This window comes from Paenibacillus sp. LHD-38, assembly GCF_031157315.1.
In the GTDB taxonomy this organism is placed as follows: Bacteria; Bacillota; Bacilli; order Paenibacillales; family Paenibacillaceae; genus Pristimantibacillus.
The window spans coordinates 140901-161913 of the sequence record NZ_JAVIFU010000013.1 but is presented as its reverse complement, the minus strand read 5'-3'; the positions used below and the strand labels follow the sequence as shown (position 1 = coordinate 161913).

Annotated in this window: 24 protein-coding genes; 22 read left to right on the top strand and 2 right to left on the bottom strand. The window is 46.0% G+C overall.

Annotation, left to right across the window (positions count from 1 at the left end; all coding sequences use genetic code 11):
* The first annotated feature begins 16 nt into the window (after positions 1-16).
* From spoIIIAF to spo0A, 20 genes are all read left to right on the top strand, one after another.
* Positions 17-772, top strand: coding sequence for a stage III sporulation protein AF (spoIIIAF, locus tag RCO25_RS13770; RefSeq protein ID WP_308996720.1), 756 nt, complete (start codon positions 17-19; stop codon positions 770-772).
* A 31-nt stretch (positions 773-803) separates the two neighbouring features.
* Positions 804-1436 carry a stage III sporulation protein AG gene (spoIIIAG, locus tag RCO25_RS13765; RefSeq protein ID WP_308996719.1) on the top strand — a complete coding sequence of 211 codons (633 nt, stop codon included), beginning with the start codon at positions 804-806 and terminating at the stop codon, positions 1434-1436.
* Between the two features lie 31 nt (positions 1437-1467).
* The gene (locus RCO25_RS13760; RefSeq protein ID WP_308996718.1) at positions 1468-2085 is read left to right on the top strand and encodes a SpoIIIAH-like family protein; all 618 of its coding nucleotides are present in this window, start codon (positions 1468-1470) and stop codon (positions 2083-2085) included.
* Between the two features lie 240 nt (positions 2086-2325).
* Positions 2326-2817 carry an acetyl-CoA carboxylase biotin carboxyl carrier protein gene (gene accB, locus RCO25_RS13755; protein ID WP_308996717.1) on the top strand — a complete coding sequence of 164 codons (492 nt, stop codon included), beginning with the start codon at positions 2326-2328 and terminating at the stop codon, positions 2815-2817.
* 53 nt (positions 2818-2870) lie between these two features.
* Positions 2871-4226 (top strand): acetyl-CoA carboxylase biotin carboxylase subunit, encoded by a 1356-nt coding sequence (gene accC / locus RCO25_RS13750; protein ID WP_308996716.1) that lies wholly within the window; start codon positions 2871-2873, stop codon positions 4224-4226.
* A 135-nt stretch (positions 4227-4361) separates the two neighbouring features.
* Complete coding sequence (locus tag RCO25_RS13745) at positions 4362-4769, top strand: Asp23/Gls24 family envelope stress response protein (RefSeq protein WP_308996715.1); 408 nt, start codon at positions 4362-4364, stop codon at positions 4767-4769.
* A gap of 101 nt (positions 4770-4870) precedes the next feature.
* Positions 4871-5428: an alkaline shock response membrane anchor protein AmaP gene (gene amaP, locus RCO25_RS13740; RefSeq protein WP_308996714.1), complete on the top strand. Its 558-nt coding sequence runs from the start codon at positions 4871-4873 to the stop codon at positions 5426-5428.
* Between the two features lie 14 nt (positions 5429-5442).
* Positions 5443-5673 carry a DUF2273 domain-containing protein gene (locus RCO25_RS13735; RefSeq protein WP_308996713.1) on the top strand — a complete coding sequence of 77 codons (231 nt, stop codon included), beginning with the start codon at positions 5443-5445 and terminating at the stop codon, positions 5671-5673.
* 137 nt (positions 5674-5810) lie between these two features.
* Positions 5811-6254 (top strand): transcription antitermination factor NusB, encoded by a 444-nt coding sequence (nusB, locus tag RCO25_RS13730; protein WP_308996712.1) that lies wholly within the window; start codon positions 5811-5813, stop codon positions 6252-6254.
* Positions 6255-6303: 49 nt separating this feature from the next.
* Positions 6304-7164, top strand: coding sequence for a bifunctional methylenetetrahydrofolate dehydrogenase/methenyltetrahydrofolate cyclohydrolase FolD (folD, locus tag RCO25_RS13725; RefSeq protein ID WP_308996711.1), 861 nt, complete (start codon positions 6304-6306; stop codon positions 7162-7164).
* Positions 7165-7172: 8 nt separating this feature from the next.
* Positions 7173-8549, top strand: a complete 1377-nt coding sequence (gene xseA, locus RCO25_RS13720; RefSeq protein WP_308996710.1) for an exodeoxyribonuclease VII large subunit — start codon at positions 7173-7175, stop codon at positions 8547-8549.
* Positions 8527-8781: an exodeoxyribonuclease VII small subunit gene (gene xseB / locus RCO25_RS13715; protein WP_308996709.1), complete on the top strand. Its 255-nt coding sequence runs from the start codon at positions 8527-8529 to the stop codon at positions 8779-8781. Before xseA ends, xseB begins: the two co-directional genes overlap by 23 nt.
* A 2-nt stretch (positions 8782-8783) precedes the next feature.
* Positions 8784-9698: a polyprenyl synthetase family protein gene (locus RCO25_RS13710; RefSeq protein ID WP_308996708.1), complete on the top strand. Its 915-nt coding sequence runs from the start codon at positions 8784-8786 to the stop codon at positions 9696-9698.
* Between the two features lie 67 nt (positions 9699-9765).
* Positions 9766-11715, top strand: a complete 1950-nt coding sequence (dxs, locus tag RCO25_RS13705; RefSeq protein WP_374992109.1) for a 1-deoxy-D-xylulose-5-phosphate synthase — start codon at positions 9766-9768, stop codon at positions 11713-11715.
* Between the two features lie 16 nt (positions 11716-11731).
* On the top strand, positions 11732-12562 hold the full coding sequence (locus RCO25_RS13700) for a TlyA family RNA methyltransferase (protein ID WP_308996707.1): 831 nt from the start codon (positions 11732-11734) through the stop codon (positions 12560-12562).
* Positions 12563-12747: 185 nt separating this feature from the next.
* Positions 12748-13212: a hypothetical protein gene (locus tag RCO25_RS13695; RefSeq protein WP_308996706.1), complete on the top strand. Its 465-nt coding sequence runs from the start codon at positions 12748-12750 to the stop codon at positions 13210-13212.
* 20 nt (positions 13213-13232) lie between these two features.
* Positions 13233-13685 (top strand): transcriptional regulator AhrC/ArgR, encoded by a 453-nt coding sequence (gene ahrC / locus RCO25_RS13690; RefSeq protein WP_308996705.1) that lies wholly within the window; start codon positions 13233-13235, stop codon positions 13683-13685.
* 15 nt (positions 13686-13700) lie between these two features.
* Positions 13701-15413: a DNA repair protein RecN gene (gene recN, locus RCO25_RS13685; RefSeq protein WP_308996704.1), complete on the top strand. Its 1713-nt coding sequence runs from the start codon at positions 13701-13703 to the stop codon at positions 15411-15413.
* 123 nt (positions 15414-15536) lie between these two features.
* Entirely contained in the window at positions 15537-16865 is a 1329-nt protein-coding gene (gene spoIVB, locus RCO25_RS13680; protein WP_308996703.1) for a SpoIVB peptidase, read from the top strand.
* A gap of 296 nt (positions 16866-17161) precedes the next feature.
* A complete protein-coding gene (spo0A, locus tag RCO25_RS13675; RefSeq protein ID WP_308996702.1) occupies positions 17162-17974 on the top strand; it encodes a sporulation transcription factor Spo0A in 813 nt (270 codons plus the stop codon).
* A 156-nt stretch (positions 17975-18130) separates the two neighbouring features.
* Here the strand turns inward: spo0A and RCO25_RS13670 are convergent, their stop codons facing one another.
* Positions 18131-18298: a mechanosensitive ion channel protein MscL gene (locus tag RCO25_RS13670; protein WP_308996701.1), complete on the bottom strand. Its 168-nt coding sequence runs from the start codon at positions 18296-18298 to the stop codon at positions 18131-18133.
* 136 nt (positions 18299-18434) lie between these two features.
* Between RCO25_RS13670 and coaD the strand changes: the two genes are divergently transcribed.
* Entirely contained in the window at positions 18435-18911 is a 477-nt protein-coding gene (gene coaD / locus RCO25_RS13665) for a pantetheine-phosphate adenylyltransferase (RefSeq protein ID WP_308996700.1), read from the top strand.
* A gap of 82 nt (positions 18912-18993) precedes the next feature.
* Here coaD and RCO25_RS13660 read toward each other — a convergent pair whose 3' ends face one another.
* Positions 18994-19287: a DUF2627 domain-containing protein gene (locus RCO25_RS13660; protein WP_308996699.1), complete on the bottom strand. Its 294-nt coding sequence runs from the start codon at positions 19285-19287 to the stop codon at positions 18994-18996.
* A 216-nt stretch (positions 19288-19503) separates the two neighbouring features.
* On the opposite strand from RCO25_RS13660, the gene lpdA reads away from it, so the two are divergent.
* Positions 19504-20931, top strand: coding sequence for a dihydrolipoyl dehydrogenase (lpdA, locus tag RCO25_RS13655; protein ID WP_308996698.1), 1428 nt, complete (start codon positions 19504-19506; stop codon positions 20929-20931).
* The last annotated feature ends 82 nt before the right edge of the window (positions 20932-21013 follow it).

Sequence of the window (21013 nt, the reverse complement as noted above, 5' to 3'; positions counted from 1 at the left end):
GAAGGGGACGAGGGTTGTGGTTGCTTGGTTAAGCGACTGGCTGAGAGATATCATAGCAGTCATTCTGCTGGCGGTATTCGTTGAACTGCTGCTCCCAAATCGAGCGATGCAGCGTTATGCGCGGCTCGTTATCGGCTTATTTATCCTCCTGACCATTCTCTCGCCGATCCTTAAGCTAATTCAAAGCGATATTGGAGGAAAGTTGGATGAAGGCATGGAGAATTGGAGTAAATCAGCGATGGCTGGCGAGAATCAGATGGCCGGTCTAAGTCAAATCAATCGAGATGCCGAAGCGATGAGCGAGAAACGCAGCATAGAAGCCGCCAAATTAACGGAAAGAACGCTTGAGGCCTCTATTTTAAATGAGTTGGTCGAGCGAACGGACGAAGGGATAGCTGATGTGGATGCAACGCTCAAGTGGGTCAACGTATCCGGCCATCAGACGCCTTACATCAGTCAAGTAACCGTGACGCTCCAAACGAAAAAGCAGAATAAAAGCCTGGTTAAGGAAGGTGATCCAGTGGACGAGGTTCAGCCTGTCATCGTCGATGTAGATATCGAGCCAGTAGATGCTGACGGCTCGTTTCCTAGCAGCCAAGAAACAGAAGCTGTGAACGGTCGATCTAAGGAGACGGAGCAGGCAGATGGGAAATGGTCAAGAGCAGACCCTGCATCGGTATCCCAAATAAGCAGCTTGATTACGAAAGGCTGGGGATTGGCTGAGGATCAAATCATCATTAGGCAGCCAGCAGAGCAGCGGTTGCCTAAGTAATAGGCTGGGAATGGAGAGGAGGTAAGGCGCGGTGGCCAAATGGCTGGAAAGCTTAGAATCAGCGGTTGGCGGCGGTCCAGGCGGCCCGAAGCGAGTACGGACGCTGCGAATATTGCTAATCGTTGGGGGGATTGGCGCAGCGCTAATGATTTTAAATTCATTTTTGCCATATAAGGGAGTTGAGCCCTCGGTGCAGGATCCAAATCCGCCGCCTCAATCCGAGACGGTTTGGAGTAGTTCGGATTCATCAGCTGGATCTTTGTTTACAGCAATCGAGCACTCTATGGAGACCAGGCTGAAAGATATACTGGAGAAAATCGTTGGAGTAGGAACCGTGGATGTGCTTGTTACCGTCGATTCCACGGAAGAAATAGAGATCGTGCAAAATACGCAGGAATCTCAGCAGGTTACAGATGAGAATGACCCAAACGGGGGGAAACGGCATATAACCTCCATTACGAAAGAAGGACAGGTTGTTTTGTATGAGGTTTCCGGTGACCAAAAGCCCATTGTAAAAAAAACGATTAACCCGCGTATACGCGGAATTCTCATAGTCGCTAAAGGCGCTGAAAATGCAACGGTCAGGCGTCTCATCACAAATGCGGTGGAGAAAGGCATTAGCGTGCCGATTAATCGAATTTCTGTTGTGCCAAGCAAGCAATAAACCAAATTGAAATGTTGGGGAGGGTGTTCTCATGAACACGAAAAGACAAACGGTATGGCTTGTATCGATGCTTAGCTTAATGGTGGTTCTATCGGCTTATTACTTATTCACGCAGGATGTGGAGTCACCAGACGTACTTACAGACGGCTCGCAAACGGAGCAAGCTGCCAACAATGCTACTGAGGCGGCAGCTAGCGGAAACGACCTGGTGGTTAATGAAGTGGAACAGCCAGCTGGTGAAGAAATCTTAAGCGATGCGGACAAAGAGGTATTGAACCAGATTGAAGAGCAAGGGTTGGCGGCGGGCGGCTTGTTCAGCGAGCTGCTTGCAAAACGGGAGCTCAAGTACACCGAAGAAGATAACAGAATCATGGCCGCAATTAACGACACGCAGAAAAAACCGGAAGAAGCATCCGCCGCGATCGCGGAGCTTGAACTGCTTGAAGAAAAAAATTCTAAACTGACGGGCATTGAATCGGAGCTGTTGAAGCTTTATGAAAATGTCGTAATCGACGAGCAAAGCGATAAATACCATGTTGTCGTTTCCAGCGATAAACTTGAGAAAAAGCAAGCTGCTGATATTATCAAACTGGTGATGACCACGATGGAGGTCGGCGCGGATCAAGTGTCCGTCCGCTATATTCCATAAAGATTTTACGCTTCACAATAGAGAAAAGGCCTTAGCGTTCCAGCATATGTGCTGGTGATGCCAAGGTCTTTTTTTTCGTGGTTATCTTCTAGCGAACAAAAAATGATTCGTGTTCAGCCTTGTTTATGATATAATGTTAAACGTTATGTGAAAGAATTGGTTATATTGGCATGGTAACCTTATTGGGTTGCGTGCTGTAGAAGCATTTAGCTATCGCAAATTTAAGGAGTGAAAATATTCATGTTCAAATTGAGCGAGATCAAAGAGTTGATCAAATTGGTTGATCAAACTTCCGTTCATGAGCTGGAAATTGAAAACGAAGGGACTCGCCTGCTCATCCGCAAGCCAGGGAAAACAGAAGTGGTGAATGTGCAAGCGGCTCCAGTTACGCATACATACGCGCCTGCACCTTTACAAACTCAGCAAGCAGCTCCTGCTGCACAGGCTCAAGCCGTGCAAGAGGCTGCGGCAGTCCTTCCTTCAACAGATCATTTGCATCAAATTGTTTCCCCGATGGTAGGCACATTCTACAGCTCGCCGACTCCGGACGCAGCAGCTTTCGTCAAAATCGGCGATCGCGTCAGTGACAAGAGTGTCGTTTGCATCTTGGAAGCGATGAAGCTGATGAATGAGCTGGAAGCAGAGGTTCGCGGAGAAATCGTTGAAGTTTTGGTATCAAATGGCCAGCTTGTTGAGTATGGTCAGCCATTGTTCCTTGTAAAGCCAGAGTAATGAAGTGAGTTAACGTCCGAACAGGGAAACTGTCGTTTGAAAGGGGTTCCTACGTGAAATTTCACAAAATATTAATTGCAAATCGCGGTGAGATTGCGGTTCGAATTATACGCGCTTGTCGCGAGCTTGGTATTAGCACTGTTGCCGTTTATTCGGAAGCGGATCGTGATTCGCTTCATGTCCGGTTAGCCGATGAAGCTTACTGCATCGGGCCTACGGCATCGAAAGACAGCTATTTAAACTTAACGAACATTATGAGCGTTGCAACGATTACCGAATGTGATGCGATTCATCCCGGTTATGGTTTCCTTGCTGAGAACGCTGATTTTGCGGAGATCTGCGAGTCATGCAACATCACATTTATCGGGCCATCCCCGGAAGCGATCAATAAGATGGGTGACAAAGCTGTCGCCAAGCTGACAATGAGAACGGCTGATGTGCCGATCATTCCAGGTTCAGACGGACTTGTTGAGAACATGGAGGAAGCCATCCGCGTTGCACGTGAAATCGGATATCCCGTGATTATTAAAGCAACGGCGGGCGGCGGCGGCAAAGGCATTCGAATTGCAGATGACGAGACGACGCTTGTTGCACAAATATCAACTGCACAGCAGGAGGCACAGAAGGCCTTCGGTAACGCTGGCGTATATCTGGAGAAATATTTAACGGGCATGAAGCATGTTGAAATTCAGATTATGGCTGATAAGCACGGCAACGCCGTTCATTTGTTCGAGCGTGACTGTTCCGTTCAGCGCAGACGTCAAAAGCTCGTCGAGGAAGCACCGTGTTCCGTGCTGTCGCCCGAGCTTCGGGAACGGATGGGACAGGCAGCAGTTCGCGCTGCGCTAGCTGTTAACTATTCCGGAGCCGGAACGCTTGAATTTTTGCTTGGACCGGATGGTAATTTCTATTTCATGGAAATGAATACGCGCATACAGGTTGAACATCCCGTAACCGAGATGATCACTAACGTAGATTTGATTAAAGAAATGATATCCGTAGCAGAAGGAAATCCGCTTTCGTTCGCTCAAAGCGATTTGAAAATCAATGGCTGGTCCATCGAATGCCGGGTGAATGCAGAGGATTCTGAAAGAAATTTCATGCCGTCTGCAGGATTAATTCCTTTTTACTTGCCGCCGGGTGGCGCGGGTGTGCGAGTGGATAGCGCAGTATATCCCGGCTACACGATTTCACCGCATTACGACTCGATGATCGCGAAACTAATTGTGTGGGGCGCGACACGTGAAGAAGCCATTGCAAGAATGAAAAGGGCATTATCCGAATTTGCCATCGAAGGCATTCGGACAACGATTCCTTTCCATTTAAAGCTCTTGAATCATCCAAAATTCGTGAGCGGAAACTTCGACATTAAGTTCCTCGAGGAGCATGATATTAACGCTACCGAGTGAGGTTACGACAAAAATGTGAACAAGTAGTATAGTTTGTCATATTTCTTGCCGAATGTTATAGTATATTAACAAGATGCGGTTAATTGCTTGGCTTTTCGCCGAGTACGCGCAACTTTAAGGAGGTGTACAGCCATCATGAGTACGATCGCTGCGGAGTATGAGAAAACGGACATTGGCACGATTCAAATTGCACCTGAAGTTATTGAAGTTATCGCTGGATTAGCTACGATTGAAGTGGATGGCGTCGCGGGAATGAGCGGCGGGTTTGCTGGAGGCATTGTTGAGCTTCTTGGTCGTAAAAATTTATCCAAAGGTGTAAAAGTTGAAGTGGGTCAGCGTGAAGCTGCGGTTGATGTATCTATTATCGTTGAGTATGGCAATCGGATTCCGGAAATCGCTTCGGAAATTCAGCGGAATGTGAAACGTTCGATCGAAATGATGACGGGACTCCACGTTGTTGAAGTGAACGTACATATTCACGATGTACATTTCAAGACGCCTGATAAACCGGAAGAAGAAGACTTTCTACACAGAGTTAAATAAATAAAGCTGGTTTAATAAATCCCGTACAACCCCCTCGTGAATGGGCATGCCGCTCGGCGCAAGGGGGTTTTCATTCGGCTTGGCAGGAGGAGGCGCTACGCTTGGTTAAGGTCGTGGACAAGCTGCTTTTGTTTTTGTATAGCATTGTAATTGGCTGTATTTCCGTTGTTCTGGTGTGCATTGGTTTCGGTTGGTTGTCCAGTGGACTCTTGAATGATTGGATAGATGAGCTCTACCGGCTCGATTCACTGAAAATCACTTTGATCGCAACAGGTGTCATCCTCTTTGTACTCAGCCTTAGATTTTTTATGGTATCGCTGCATCGCGGTTCGGCTTCCGCTCCTTCGATCGACCAAAGAACCGACTTCGGGGACATTCGAATTTCTATTGAAACCATTGAGAACCTGGCATTGAAGGCAGCATCACGTCAACGCGGCGTTAAGGATTTACGCGCACGCATTCGGGCAACGGATGCCGGACTTGATATCGTAATACGTGCTGTCGTAGATGGCGAAAGCTCAATACCGGTGCTTACGGAAGAGATTCAACGCACGGTGAAAGAGCATGTGGAGGATATAGCGGGTATACCTGTAACAAACGTAGCGGTATATGTTGCAAACATCATTCAAACAGGCACATTTAAGAGTCGCGTGGAATAGAGGTGAGTTTGCTGATGTGGAGAGATTTCTGGGCCATCTATGGAAAACGCGCAGCTGGCGCCGCGATAGGGCTGTTTTTCGGGTTGCTTTATTTGTTTGTCGGTTTTTGGGACATGCTTTTTGTAGGGCTTCTTGTCTCAATTGGTTATTGGATCGGCGTTCAGAAGGAAACAAGCAGCGGACCTATCTTTCCATGGCAGCGGCTTTGGTATTCGTTGTTAGAAAGATTTCGGCCGTTTAGATGATCCTGTGGTCTCCTCCGTACTCCGGATTTCGGAAAGCCGCTAATTCGGGGCAGGGAGGAGATCATAGGTTTTTTTTGGAATAAAGAGTATAAAAGAATAAAATCATTTTATCGGCATTAAGCTGCCGCGGAGGTAACATGAAACGAAGATTAGCACGAGAAATAGCAATTTCAAGCTTGTATCAAATGGAAATGAACGAGGTTTCGGCATCGGATGCGGTCGATATGCTGATGGATGAGCTTCGTCATGAAAATGAAATCGGCGCAGACCCTTCCGAGGCAAGCAGCACGGACGAGTTCTCGCGTGAGCTCGTATCTGGCGTAATGGAACACAGACAAGCCATTGACGGGATGCTGCAGCAGTATTTGACAGGCTGGCAGATCGACCGTTTATCGCGTGTTGACCGTCAAGTGCTGAGACTTGCTTGCTATGAGATGGTATTCCGGGATGATGTACCGCCGAAGGCTACGATTAACGAAGCGATTGAGCTTGCTAAGCATTTTGGCACAGAGGAATCGGGCAAGTTCGTAAACGGAGTGCTTGGTAAACTGCTTCTGGAGATTGAAGAACTGAAATCTTAATTGAGATACAAAATCCACACATTCATCGATGCTAAAGGAGACTGGAGCTATGTGCGCACAAATCATTGAAGGAAAGAAAATTTCCGACCTTATCCGTGAGGAAATGATTACGGAAACTGCAGCCTTGAAAGAAAAAGGTATTATTCCCGGGTTAGCGGTTGTACTCGTTGGGGTGGATCCTGCTTCTAAGGTTTATGTAGGTTCGAAGGAAAAAGCATGTCAGCAGCTCGGTTTTTACTCCGAGGTCCATCGTTTATCCGCTGATACCAGCGAAGAAGAACTGCTTGCAGTTATTGACCGACTTAACAATCAAGACTCAATAAACGGGATTCTCGTTCAACTGCCGCTGCCTAAGCATATTAACGAGAAGGCCGTTATTGATGCCATTCGCGTGGATAAAGATGTAGATGGCTTCCATCCGGAAAGCGTAGGCAATCTAGTTATTGGCGATGACAGCTTGCTGCCTTGCACGCCAGCAGGCGTGATCGAGCTAATTAAGCGCAGCGGCGTTGACATAGCTGGAAAACATGCCGTTGTAATCGGCAGAAGCAATATTGTCGGCAAACCAGTAGCCATGCTGCTTCTTCGCGAGAATGCCACAGTGACGATTTGTCATTCCCGTACGGCTAACATGGAAGAGATTGCTAAGCAAGCAGATATTCTCGTCGTTGCGATAGGTAAAGCTAAGGCAATCGGAAGTAATTTCGTTAAACCAGGCGCGATTGTCATTGACGTAGGCATTAACCGTTTACCTGACGGGAAGTTGGCTGGCGATGTTGATTTTGAGGATTGCTTGGAAACAGCGGGCTATATCACGCCGGTACCTGGCGGAGTGGGTCCAATGACCATTACCCTGCTAATGAAAAATACAATTACAGCAGCAAAAAGGGCTAACGGAATCAAGGAGTGATGGCAGGCATGGCAGATCAGCCTCGAATTTATTCCATAAAAGAGCTTAACCGCTACATTAAGATGAAAATGGAGTCGGATTTGCTTCTAGGCGATGTGTGGCTGCGCGGTGAGATCTCTAATTTCACGCATCACTCCAGCGGTCATATGTATTTTACGCTGAAGGACAGCGACAGCCGAATAAAATCAATTATGTTTGCCTCGCAAAACCAGCGGCTTCCCTTTATCCCTAAAGAAGGGACCAAGGTAATTGCCAGAGGTAACATTTCCGTCTACGAACGCGATGGCAATTATCAGTTTTATGTCAATTCCATGCAGCCGGACGGAATTGGAAGCTTGTATCTTGCTTTCGAGCAGCTGAAAAGCAAGCTGAGTAATGAGGGGCTTTTCGCGCAATCTCGAAAACGGCCAATTCCTCTTTTTCCACGTGCAATCGGGATCATTACTTCTCCGACAGGGGCGGCGGTTAGAGACATCATAATAACCTTACAACGACGCTATCCTTTAATACCAATCTTTGTCTACCCCGTGTTGGTGCAAGGGACGCAGGCTGCGCCTGCTATCGTTAAAGCGATAGAAGCAATGAACCGTTTTGGCGAGGCTGACGTATTAATAGTTGGGCGAGGCGGCGGATCACTGGAAGAGCTTTGGGCTTTCAATGAGGAAGCTGTCGCACGAAGCATTGCGGCTTCCGTGATTCCGGTAATCAGCGCTGTGGGGCATGAGACGGATTTTACGATAGCGGATTTTGTTGCGGATTTGCGAGCTGCGACTCCGACAGCTGCGGCAGAACTTGCTGTACCGAGTACGGCAGAATTGCAGCAGCAGCTTCGCCGTCAGCAGCAGCGGCTCGTGCAAGGTATTCGTTATCGTGTTCAAGACGAAAAGGAAAAACTACAGCGCATTCGTCGTTCACCTTTTTTCTTATATCCGCGGAAGTATTTATTGGAGCAGGCCGAACGACTGGATCGTTTGACAGAACGTCTGGAGCAGCGTACAAAGCGAATAACCGATCGTGGACATACAAGGCTCGCCAGATTACAAACGACGCTTGCAGGTCATCATCCCGGCGACAGGGTGGCTTTTGCCTCGAAAAGGTGGCAGACAGCACATAAACAGTTGGAGCATGCCATGAGCATATCCGTTAAGGAGAACAAGCATAAGCTTTTCAGCACGATGAAGCAGCTTGACGCTTTAAGTCCATTAAAGGTTATGTCACGAGGATATAGTCTTGTTTATGACGAGCAGGAACAACGATTGATTAAATCGATTCAAGATGTGAAGCCTGGCGATATCGTTAAGGTGAAGGTAGCAGACGGCCAGCTGGATTGTCATGTAGACTCATTGAGGGGAGCTCGGATGGATGGCAGCAAAGAATCAGAGTGAGCTTACTTTTGAGCAAGCGATGGAAAGATTAGATTCTATTGTATCTAAACTTGAGAACGGCGACGTTCCTCTTGAGACCGCAATCGAGCTGTTTCAAGAAGGCATGAAGCTATCGCAGCTTTGTGGGGGCAAGCTTGAGCAAGTTGAACGTAAGATTGAATTGTTGATAGAGACGGAGCAAGGTTTTCAGAAAAAACCGTTTACAGACGTGAACGAGGATAAAGGGGAATAAGCTTGAACGAGAAGGTCGCAATAAAAACGTATTTATCGCAATGCGCGCAGCAAATTGAAGCTTCGCTTAAACAATCGTTGCCTAGCTCATGGGATGTTCCCGAGCGACTAAGGAAAGCGATGATTTATTCGTTAGAAGCTGGCGGCAAACGTCTTAGACCAGCCCTCGTTCTCTCGGCTGCCGAAGCGGTACATGGCAAAGCGACAATCATTGACGCTGCGATGCCTGTTGCCTGTGCGGTTGAATTTATTCATACTTATTCTCTCGTACATGATGATTTGCCTGCAATGGATAATGATGATTATCGCAGGGGCAAGCTGACGAACCATAAGGTGTTTGGCGAGGCCATGGCGATATTGGCAGGAGATGCGCTGCTTACTCACGCATTCCATCTTATTCCTCAGGCTGCACGTCAAGGAGGCATCGGCGCTGATACTGCTCTTGCCATTGTTGAGGACTTAGCCAAGCTTGCTGGCGCACCCGGCATGGTTGGCGGACAGGTAGCCGATATGCTTGGCGAGCAAGGTATTACTTCCATTGAAGAACTGGAGTATATTCATCTTCACAAAACAAGCGATTTGATCGCTTTCTCGGTAACGGCAGGGGGCCGTATCGGAGGGGCGACGGAGAAACAGCTTGAGCTTCTTGCTCGTTATGGGCGCAATATCGGGCTTGCATTCCAAATTCAGGATGATATTCTCGATCTGATTGGAGACGAGCAAAAGCTTGGTAAAAAAACGAATAGCGATGTTGCACAAAATAAGGTAACCTATCCTTTCCTTATCGGAATAGAAGAGAGCAAAGCTCAGGTTGAGCGATTAACCCAAGAAGCAAAGTCGTCCATACTGGAAGCAGAGTTTAAAATGCCAGACCGACTTCTTGAAATTGCGGACTATCTCGTTCAACGGGACCATTGAGAATGAAGTGCTTTTTCCATTTTGGTTGGGAAAAAAATCGCAGTATGCTATAATAGGAAAAATGTAGATGTTCATGGGACGGTATATATTAGCTGTCCGCGAAAGCGAGGAAAGTAACGTGCTGCTTGACCAGATTAACGGACCTCAAGATTTGAAAGCTTTGTCAACCGCTCAACTAGAGCAACTGGCCGCTGAAATCCGTCAGTTCCTTATTGAGAAGCTTTCCGTTACGGGTGGTCATCTCGCTCCGAATTTAGGAGTTGTAGAGCTGACCCTAGCCATGCATTATTTATTTAACAGTCCTGAAGATAAATTCATATTTGATGTTGGACATCAATCATATGTGCACAAAATTTTAACTGGTCGAATGGACCGGTTTGATACGCTGCGTAAATATAAAGGGTTATGCGGTTTCGTCAAACGTGCTGAAAGCGAACATGATGTTTGGGAGGCCGGCCACAGCAGCACGTCATTGTCTGCGGCAATGGGAATGGCGCTAGCTCGTGATTTGAAAGGTGAAAGCAATCGCGTAGTTGCCGTAATCGGCGATGGCGCCCTTACTGGCGGTATGGCTTTAGAGGCGCTTAATCATATCGGTCATGAGAAAAAAGATTTGATCGTTATCTTGAACGACAATGAAATGTCCATTGCGCCGAATGTCGGTGCTTTGCATCATTACCTAGGGAAAATACGAACAGATCGTCATTATCATAAAGCGAAAGACGAGCTTCAGCAGTTATTGAACAAAATTCCGGCAATTGGCGGCAAGCTGGCCAAGACGGCTGAAAGGTTCAAAGACAGCTTGAAATATTTGCTTGTCAGCGGCATTTTGTTTGAGCAGTTTGGATTCACATACCTTGGACCAGTTGACGGTCACGATATTGAGCAAGTGATCGATATTATGAAACAAGCCGATTCGATGCCTGGACCTGTACTGGTTCATGTATTAACGGTTAAAGGTAAAGGGTATTCGCCTGCCGAAGCCGATTCTTTCAAATGGCATGGCATTACTCCATACAAAATTGAGTCCGGCCAAGTCGTTAAGGCTGTAGGCCCGCCGGTATATACGGACGTATTCGGTCAAATGCTAATCGAGCTCGCTGAGAAGGATGATCGGATCGTAGCTGTTACGCCGGCTATGCCGGGCGGATCTGGCTTGCTTCCTTTTGCGGCAAAATTCCCGAACCGGATGATAGATGTCGGAATTGCTGAGCAGCATGCGGCAACAATGTCCGCGGCGCTTGCCATGGAAGGCATGAAGCCTGTGTTTGCTGTATACTCGACATTCTTGCAGCGTGCATACGATCAGGTCGTTCACGATATTTGCCGTCAGAATCTCAATGTTATTTTTGCGATTGACCGTGCGGGGTTTGTTGGACCGGACGGCGAAACGCATCATGGCGTTTACGACATATCTTTTTTGAGACATATTCCCAATTTGGTCATTATGATGCCTAAGGATGAGAATGAGCTTAGACAGATGCTTAAGACAGCCGTCGATTACGACGACGGACCGATCGCTGTACGTTATCCTCGAATCGCGGGTTTAGGCGTAGAGATGGATCCTAATCCCCAAGCACTTCCTATCGGAAAATGGGAAACGGTACGCGAAGGTGATTCAGGCGTAATATTAGCCATCGGACCTATGCTTCAAGTTGCCGAAGAAGCTGCAGGACTTCTCAAGCGTGAAGGCATTAACGTTCAAATTGTAAATGCACGATTTATTAAGCCGCTTGACGAACAAATGCTTCTAGCCCTGGCAGCTGAGGGCAAGCATATGATCGTATTGGAAGAGAATGCTGAGCTTGGCGGTTTTGGAAGCTCGGTGCTGGAATTTTATTCACTCAAAGGCATTTACGGATTGTCAATTCGGATCATAGGCGTACCTGATATATTTGTCGAGCATGGAACCATCCAGGAACAAAGAAAAGAAATCGGGTTAACTGCTGAGCGAGTGGCTACCGAATTGAAAACAATGCATCCAAGGCGTATGAAGCGGGTTACTGGACAACAGTGACGACTGAGGGAGAAAGATGACAACAACAGCGAAAGAACGGATAGACGTGCTGCTGGTTGAGCGCGGCTTCTATGAAAGCAGGGAAAAGGCAAAAGCCGCTTTGATGGCGGGTCTTGTTCTTGTAAATGATGAGCCTGTTGACAAAAGCGGGATGAAAGTACCTAGAACAGCGGACATAAAGGTTAAAGGCGCACTTCATCCTTATGTTAGCCGTGGGGGCTTGAAGCTTGAGAAAGCCATACGGGTATTCGGGATTGAGTTGAACGGCCGCGTAATGCTTGATATTGGTGCTTCGACAGGCGGTTTTACGGATTGTGCACTCCAGAACGGGGCATCCTATGTTTATGCGATTGATGTCGGCTATAATCAGCTTGATTGGTCGCTTAGACAAGATGAACGCGTCCACGTTATGGAACGTACCAACTTCCGGTATACACAGCCTGCTGACTTGTTAGGTCCGCAGCCAACGTTTGCAAGCATTGATGTATCCTTTATTTCGTTAAAGCATATATTGCCTGCATTATCTACATTATTGTCGGTTGGTTCCGGCATTGTCGCGCTAATTAAGCCGCAATTTGAAGCCGGCCGTGAGAAAGTCGGTAAATCGGGCGTCGTTCGCGATTCCGGCGTGCATAGAGATGTGCTCCGAACGGTTTTGACTACTGCAGCGGAGCTTGGTTATTCTTTGCAGAATATCACCTTCTCTCCAATTACTGGAGGAGAAGGCAATATCGAGTTTTTGGCTTATTGGACTTGGTCAGCTGAGCCGAATGCCGCAATTCCAAACGATGAATCGTTGGCTGATTTAGTCAAACAAGCGAATGAAACCTTTACTACGAATAAATAATAGTTAACTAGGAAGGTGTCGAGCAGTGTTTTAGCTGCCGGCATCTTTTTTACTTTACAGCAGTATGCACCTTTTGATAAACTATAGAAAAGCAAACAAACGTTCGGTAGTCTCCGCATAAAGGAAAAAGCCCCCAGCATAGCGAACGATTAAGATAACAATCCATTTACGAATGGGGGATGCTTATGGGGACGTACGGGGATTTAATAATTATGCTGTTTGCAGGCGGTTTATTTTTGGTCTGGCTGTTTAGGGTCTTTCACCGTTGGCTGCATGAACCTGCGAGCGTTAATCGTTTAAAGCTAGGCAAAGGCGGCGCGCTTGCGGCAGATGATGAAAATATTATATTGTTGGAGCAAGCAGGATATAAGGTAAGCTCAGGCAAGCATTTAGTGCCGATACCGATCAAGCTGAATGATATTCCGCTTGGGAAGGGAAGTCGGTTATATATTGACTATATTGCGGAAATGGATAATCGCACGTTCATCGTGAAGACTGCGCGTGATCGCATGCCGATCGATTGGACGCCAAGCGGAGTGAGAGACCGATTACTCGTGTATTCGCTCCTTCTCCCGGAATGCGACGGTGTTTTGTTCGTGGATGCGAAAGAAAAGCTCATTCGAAAAATCACGTTTCACATCTCAGAATAATAATTCACGGAGGTTTTTGCATGAAAGGGATTCGTCAGTATCGAATCAAAGAAATTATTACCAATAGCATAATTGAGACGCAGGAGGAGCTGGTGGAGGCACTTCGCGGTTCAGGTATGCAAGTGACTCAGGCAACCGTTTCTCGTGATATGAAGGAATTAATGCTCATCAAAGTTCCTGCAGGTGAAGGAAGGTACAAGTACTCCATTCCTCATGAGCATCAGAAACAAAATCCGATCCATAAGCTAAAGCGTGCTTTGTTTGATCATTTTGTACATATCGACTATACAGATAACCTCGTAGTGATGAAGTGTCTGCCTGGGTCTGCGAATGCGATTTGCGCATTAGTTGATAACATGGAGTGGTCAGAGGTTATGGGTACAATATGCGGAGATGATACAATTTTGATGATTTGCCGGACGAAGACGCAAAGCGGCGAAGTCGTAGAACGAATACTTGAGCTGTTGAACTAAGGGAGGTATTTAACCATGCTGCGTGAGTTGTCTATAAGGAATTTAGCGGTAATTGAAGAAGTGAACGTTACTTTTCATCATGGCTTTCATGTGTTGACAGGAGAAACAGGTGCAGGCAAATCGATATTAATTGATGCACTTAGCTTGCTTGTAGGCGGCAGAGGCTCCGCAGACATGGTTCGATATGGTTGTGACAAGGCCGAGATGGAGGCCTTATTCGATCTTCAAGGCAACCATCCGGTATGGGGCGTGCTTAACAAACTGGGCGTACATGCTTCATGTGAAGAGATGCTGGTCATTAGACGAGAGCTTTCAGCACACGGGAAGAGCAGCAGCAGAGTGAATGGGCAGCTCGTTACAATGACCATGCTAAGGGAAATCGGCGAATGTCTTGTAAACATACATGGCCAGCATGAGCATCAATCGCTGCTTCGTACAGAGCAGCATTTGGAGTGGCTTGATCTGTTTGCCGGCGATTTGCTCATCGAACGCAAACAGATTTATCGCAGCGTATTCAGTAGTTTGCAACAGGCAAGGGCTTCGCTACGGGATTTAGAAAACTCGACCAGACATAATGTACAAATGCTTGATCTTTATCGGTTTCAGATAGAGGAGATCACGAACGCACAGCTAAAGCCGCAAGAGGATGAATTGCTAGCTGAAGAACGGCGCAAGCTAATGTACGCGGGGAAAAGAATGGATTCGGTTTCTGAAGCCTATGATTTGCTTTATGGAGGCAAAGGGCTTGATATGGTTAGTAAGGCAGTTGCGAAACTGATCGATATACAAACCTATGATCCTGCTAAATTAAACCCGTTGCTAGAACAGCTGCAATCTGCTTTTTATCAAGCAGAGGATGCTGCATTCCAACTGCGCGACTATAGAGATGGAATTGATTCTGATCCTGATCAGCTTTCCCAAGTGGAAGACAGGCTTGATTTGATCAATGGTTTGAAGCGTAAATACGGCGAGACGATTCCAGATATTTTGGCTTATTTAGATCGGACAATAATTGATCGCGACAAAATAGAAAATAGAGACCAGCTGCTTGAGGAGCTTCGTCTAGAAGAAACAAAACTGTACGATCAGGCTTTGGTATTAGCTCAGGAATTATCTCAGCTGCGAGAACATGCTGCTACAAAGCTGTCTGAGGCGATTGAGAATGAGCTGAGACAGCTCCAAATGCCATCAGCGAAGTTCTGTGTCCAAATTGATACCACTGTCGGAGGCTCCGGTGAGACGAAGCAAATTCGTCTTCATTCGAATGGCATGGACGAAGCGATATTCATGCTCTCCACTAATCCGGGCGAACCGATGAAGCAGCTAAGCAAGATTGCTTCCGGTGGAGAAATGTCACGAATTATGCTCGCCCTTAAGAGTATTTTTGCGGAAATCGATCAAGTCCCTGTGCTTATTTTCGATGAGGTTGATACCGGAGTTAGCGGACGGGCAGCACAAGCCATTGCAGAGAAAATGTCTAAGCTCGCATTAAAGTGCCAGGTTTTCTCGATTACTCACTTGCCTCAAGTGGCATGCATGGCCGATCATCATTATGAAATTCGCAAACAGGTTATTGGAGCAAGAACTTCGACTTCCGTTAGCGAGCTGATTGATACAGTACGCATTGATGAACTTGCCCGTATGCTCGGCGGTGTGGAAGTTACGGAAAAAACAAGGCATCATGCACAAGAAATGCTTGATTTGGCTCATAGACAGAAGGGGGCGTAATGGAAGCCAATTCGGGAATCTTTTTGCGGACATAAAACATGCGGGTGAGGGTAACTTAAAGGTACGCCAATGGCGACTTAACCTTTTTCGTCATGCGATGGAATTACAGGGAGCGTGAAATCATTGAACTCCAGTCAAAGGAAGCGATGGTTTGGCCTAGTTCTCGTTTTCTTCATTTGCGTGATCGGAAGCTCCACACCGTTTCAACATTTTGCCGCAATCCCGAATGAACTTCGTTTATTCTCCGGGCAGCTGAAACGATTACAATACGGAGTGCCCGTTCATGCAGAAGTAACGGTCGACCCACAAATGCTTCAGATTAACGGATCAACCAGTCATTCTTTATCCGTAAATTTGAACGAACCACTGTCACTTCAATCGAGTCAAAGCGGTCAAACCAAGATGAAAGTGAAATTATTTGGTAAAATTCCATTTAAAACTGTAAAAGTTAATGTGGTACCTGATTTACGTGTTATTCCAGGAGGTCAAACGATTGGCGTCAAAGTCAAATCATCCGGCATTTTAGTTGTAGGTCATCATCAAGTGGCTGGAAGTGACGGGATGAAACAATCCCCAGGCGAGGCCGCAGGACTCCGTCTAGGTGATTTGATTGTGAAGATCAATGGAACAAGCATTAATCAAGTTCACAGGGTTGCAGAGCTAAGTGAGAAGGCTGGCAATGATAAGCGGCCGCTTGAGGTCACTTACAAGCGAGACGGGCAGTTAAACAAAACGCTCCTGAACCCCGTTTTTGATGCGGAGGATAAGGCTTGGAGATTAGGCTTGTATATCCGTGATTCGGCTGCGGGAGTAGGCACGCTGACTTTTTATGCTCCTGATCAAGGAGTTTACGGAGCACTCGGGCATGTAATTACAGACATGGACACGCAAACCCCTATCGATGTTGGAGAAGGCCAGATCTTACAGTCCAGCGTTACGTCTATTAACAAAAGCCAAAATGGCGAGCCGGGAGAAAAAAGAGCACATTTTGTGAAAGAAAGCAAAATATTAGGCAATGTGGAGCGTAATACTCCATTTGGTATCTTCGGCAAAATGAATGAAGTTCCAACGCATAGCTACAGCGAGAAATCGGTTCCCGTCGCATTTGCCGAAGATGTGAAAGAAGGTTCGGCGCAAATTTTGACTGTTGTGAATGGACAGAAGGTTGAACGCTTTGATATCGAGATCGTTCACGTATCCAAGCAATCTGGTCCGGCAACGAAAGGCATGGTTATCAAAATAACGGACAAGCGTCTGTTGAGTAAGACCGGTGGTATTGTTCAAGGAATGTCGGGCAGCCCCATAATACAAGATGGCAAGTTAGTTGGAGCTGTAACCCATGTATTCGTCAATGATCCCTCTTCTGGTTATGGCTGCTTTATCGAGTGGATGCTTCAAGATGCAGGTGTACTGTTGAAATCAGCAAATGGATATATCGGTGAAGCTGCATAATTAACGTTTGATAACAAAACGTCTGCTTAAGCTGATACTAAGCTAAAGCAGACGTTTTTTTATGAAGAAAACCAGCTAAATTAAAAACCGCGTGAATGAACGGAATGGCCATGAATTTTGTCGAAGAAGAACGAATCGGATCATTCCATGTAATAAATTTTTTATTATATCGAATCGCCACAAAAAAATAAAGAAAAATAATTTTCGACAGAAGGAATTCAACTCCACATGTCGAAAACTTTAAGCAGACAACTAGTGAGCGTAATCATCAATATCATTTAGAGGAGGACCACAACTTGCATAAGATCGAAGTATTATTAGCAGATGACAACCGTGAATTTACTAACCTGTTATCGGAATACATATCAGAACAAAGTGATATGAGTGTGAGTGGAGTCGCGTACAACGGAGAAGAGGTTCTTAGACATTTGGAGGAAACAAGAAAGATTCCAGATGTACTTATCCTTGATATTATTATGCCTCATTTAGACGGACTGGGTGTTCTCGAGCGTTTGAAAGAAATGAATTTATCCCCAATGCCAAAAATCATTATGTTGACTGCTTTTGGTCAAGAAAATATTACGCAAAAAGCGGTACAGCTTGGTGCCTCATATTATATCTTAAAGCCATTTGATATGGATATTTTAGCTAATCGCATACGTCAGTTGGCTGGGAATCCAACGTATTCCTCAACAGGCAGCTTCACGACGAGCTCCTCTTCGCTGAAGTCAAATGTTGTTCCCATTGCTAAAGGAAAAAATTTAGATGCAAATATTACGAGCATCATTCATGAAATCGGTGTACCAGCGCATATTAAAGGGTACCAATATTTGCGTGAAGCCATTACGATGGTGTACAACAACATCGAAATCCTTGGCGCAATTACCAAAACACTTTATCCTGCTATCGCCGAAAAGTTCAAAACAACACCATCCCGCGTAGAACGTGCGATCCGTCACGCGATCGAAGTCGCTTGGACGCGCGGCAATATCGACAGTATTTCACACCTGTTCGGTTATACAATCAATATTAGCAAATCAAAACCTACGAACTCGGAATTCATTGCGATGGTGGCTGATAAGCTGCGGATTGAGCATAAAGTAAGCTGAGAGTAAGAGGGGGATTTGTAAGGGGTTACAGATCTTGAAGGTGAACGATACTGATATCACGACGGAGGCCGGGACAATTATTGTCTCGGTTTTTTCTGTTTAATGCGATATGAAAATAGATTCCGTAAAAACAAAAAAAGGCCCTGTCAGTATGCCTTAGTTGTAAACAACTCTTCGGTTTAAATAAACATTGCTTCCATATTTCTTGATTAATCCTGTAGATTCTGCTTTTATAAAGCTATGAATTTCTTTTAGGCGTTGTGTCTTTGGCTGAATCGTTTCTTTTACTTTACCATCTACGGTAACGTCGAACACGATGATCATCTTTGCACCTCTTCTTCTTAGGATAGTCTTATCATAATCCTGATGTATTTAGAGATCATAAAATGGAATGCTGACAAATGTAATTTTATTTAATAATCATCATCGCAATGTAAATTAATCGAATAGAGGTGACAGGATGAGAGCGGTATATGCAGGGAGCTTTGATCCCATTACGCTTGGCCATGTATCTGTTATCGAGAGAGCTTTTCAATTATTTAGCGAGGTTCACATTATAGTTGCAAACAACCGTTCAAAAAGACATCATTTTACAATTGAACAGCGAACAGAGCTTGTTGCGTTGTCCATTCCACAGGACGAAAAGCTGCAAATTATTCCTTATGAGGGAATAGTAGCGGATTATATTAATAAACATGATATTAACGTAGTCATTCGGGGTATCCGGAATGCGACGGATCTTGAATATGAGCTGCAGCTTGAGCAATATATCCGAAATACGACGATGGCGGATACGATTTATTTATCGCCCTATACGCACTACATGCAAACAAGCAGCTCGCTAGTCAGAATGTTTTTGATGTCAGACAAGACAGAACTTGCTGCTTCCTATATGGTACCCAAAGCATATTTGCAGATGCTGGATTACGTGGAGTAGCCATCAACATGCAAGCAAATGAAAAAAACCGCCAGACAGGGATCATTTAGATCCTTGTTTGGCGGTTTAAGTTATTAATAAATTAGCTTTGCGGTTTTGGCGGGCGAGGTCGCTTCTGTTTGAAGCGTGGAGCTACATAATTGCGTTTTCGATCCCGGAAAAAAGTCCAGCCTGCGATAAAGCCTGCGCCTGCCGCGAACATAATAAAGCCGAGTAAAAATTTCAGCCATTCAAAATCAGGCGTAATGGTTGTGTCACCAAATTCAGAAAAATAAACGAATATAGAATCTTTCATTTTTAAAAAACCAAAGCATGCAAGCAGGCCGGGAATTACCAACATGAGGATTGCAATAAATCGGGCAGCAACTAATTTCATAAATACAGTGTCTCCTTATCGGTCAAAATATACAGTTAGCTCTATCATACCTTTTTAAGCTAAGAGTGTCTATTTCATAAACGACGATGCCTTCAGCGGTAAAAACAGGTACAATAGGGATGAATGTCATGTTACAATGCCAATGGGCACTTCTGGGGATGAAAAGAATAGGCAACACCAGCATATATTGAAGGTAATAACGGAGGGAATGATATTATGGCAATACAGGTAGACGTAGCAGTACTCGGGGGCGGACCTGGCGGATACACGGCGGCCATTCGTGCTGCTCAATTAGGGAAATCGGTTGCGATTATTGAAATGGACAAACTCGGAGGCACTTGCCTACATAAAGGATGTATTCCAAGTAAATCGCTGCTGCGCAGTGCTGAGGTTTATACAACCTTACTTGAAGCAAGCTCATATGGCATACAAGTCGCTGACGGAGCTATTTCATTGGATTTCGGGAAAGTGCAGGACCGCAAAGCGCAAACGGTAGATCAGCTGTTCCGCGGACTTCAAAGCTTGATGAAGAAAAACGGGATTCAAATTATTCAAGGCAAAGGAAGAGTAATCGGACCTTCCATTTTCTCACCTCGCAGCGGTTCGTTGGCGGTTGAGCTGCCAGATGGAGAAATGGAATCGGTTGTTTCAACCAATCTCATTATCGCGACAGGCTCAAGACCCCGTTCACTGCCAGGTTTGATACCGGATGGTGAATACATTATGTCTAGTGACGAAGCGCTTGTGATGGACGAGCTGCCCAGCTCAATCATTATTGTCGGCGGAGGTGTAATCGGCGTTGAGTGGGCTTCAATGCTGCAGGATTTCGGTGTACAAGTCACGTTGGTGGAGGCGGGTTCGCGTTTGCTGCCAGGTGAGGACACTGAGGTGTCTGCGGAGCTTACTAGACTTTTGAGCAAGCGGGGAGTACGCATACTTACAGGCGTACAGCTGCAAACTGACCAGTATAAAGGTGAGAACGGCGAAGTTTCTATCGTAGCTGCTACTACGGATGGAGATGTCGTGCTAACGGCCGAGAAACTACTGGTTTCTGTTGGCCGTCAAGCGAATGTGGAAGGAATCGGCCTTGAAAATACGGATATTCGCACAATAAACGGAATGATTGAAGTCAATGCGTTCGGTCAAACGAGCGAGCCGCATATTTATGCGATCGGTGATGTCATAGGCGGCGTTCAGCTCGCGCATGCTGCTGCACACGAGGGGCTAATTGCTGTTGAGCATATATGCGGTGAGAAGCCGGCAGCTGTAGAGGCGCATCTCATTCCAAGATGTATTTACTCTCGTCCTGAAATAGCTTCCTACGGTTTAACAGAGGATGGAGCCCGGGCGAAGGGCCATGATATTAAAACGGGAAAAATACCGTTCCAAGCGATCGGCAAAGCTCTCGTATTAGGAGAGAAAGATGGCTTTGTAAAAGTAATTGCCGATCGGAAGACGAATGACATCGTTGGCGTTCATATGATAGGCGCCCATGCCACTGATTTGATATCAGAGGCTGCGCTGGCAAGCGTACTAAACGCGACGCCTTGGGAGGTCGGACAAATGATCCATCCACACCCGACGCTTGCAGAGGCGCTTGGTGAAGCGATGCTTGCGGTTGATGGCAATGCAATATCGTTCTAAGGAAGACTGTTTTCTTTTTGAATCAAATGGAGTTATAATATATATGATCAAGTCTTAGTACCAGGTTATAATAGAGTTGAAA

Coding starts and splice junctions, on each gene's coding strand:
- nusB (WP_308996712.1), top strand. CDS start 5,811: ATGAAACGAAGATTAGCACGAGAAATAGCAATTTCAAGCTTGTATCAA.
- xseB (WP_308996709.1), top strand. CDS start 8,527: ATGGCAGCAAAGAATCAGAGTGAGCTTACTTTTGAGCAAGCGATGGAA.
- ahrC (WP_308996705.1), top strand. CDS start 13,233: ATGAAAGGGATTCGTCAGTATCGAATCAAAGAAATTATTACCAATAGC.
- RCO25_RS13670 (WP_308996701.1), bottom strand. CDS start 18,298: ATGATCATCGTGTTCGACGTTACCGTAGATGGTAAAGTAAAAGAAACG.
- RCO25_RS13700 (WP_308996707.1), top strand. CDS start 11,732: ATGACAACAACAGCGAAAGAACGGATAGACGTGCTGCTGGTTGAGCGC.
- coaD (WP_308996700.1), top strand. CDS start 18,435: ATGAGAGCGGTATATGCAGGGAGCTTTGATCCCATTACGCTTGGCCAT.
- RCO25_RS13760 (WP_308996718.1), top strand. CDS start 1,468: ATGAACACGAAAAGACAAACGGTATGGCTTGTATCGATGCTTAGCTTA.
- lpdA (WP_308996698.1), top strand. CDS start 19,504: ATGGCAATACAGGTAGACGTAGCAGTACTCGGGGGCGGACCTGGCGGA.
- accB (WP_308996717.1), top strand. CDS start 2,326: ATGTTCAAATTGAGCGAGATCAAAGAGTTGATCAAATTGGTTGATCAA.
- xseA (WP_308996710.1), top strand. CDS start 7,173: ATGGCAGATCAGCCTCGAATTTATTCCATAAAAGAGCTTAACCGCTAC.
- dxs (WP_374992109.1), top strand. CDS start 9,766: ATGTTCATGGGACGGTATATATTAGCTGTCCGCGAAAGCGAGGAAAGT.
- RCO25_RS13660 (WP_308996699.1), bottom strand. CDS start 19,287: ATGAAATTAGTTGCTGCCCGATTTATTGCAATCCTCATGTTGGTAATT.
- folD (WP_308996711.1), top strand. CDS start 6,304: ATGTGCGCACAAATCATTGAAGGAAAGAAAATTTCCGACCTTATCCGT.
- RCO25_RS13695 (WP_308996706.1), top strand. CDS start 12,748: ATGGGGACGTACGGGGATTTAATAATTATGCTGTTTGCAGGCGGTTTA.
- recN (WP_308996704.1), top strand. CDS start 13,701: ATGCTGCGTGAGTTGTCTATAAGGAATTTAGCGGTAATTGAAGAAGTG.
- RCO25_RS13745 (WP_308996715.1), top strand. CDS start 4,362: ATGAGTACGATCGCTGCGGAGTATGAGAAAACGGACATTGGCACGATT.
- RCO25_RS13735 (WP_308996713.1), top strand. CDS start 5,443: ATGTGGAGAGATTTCTGGGCCATCTATGGAAAACGCGCAGCTGGCGCC.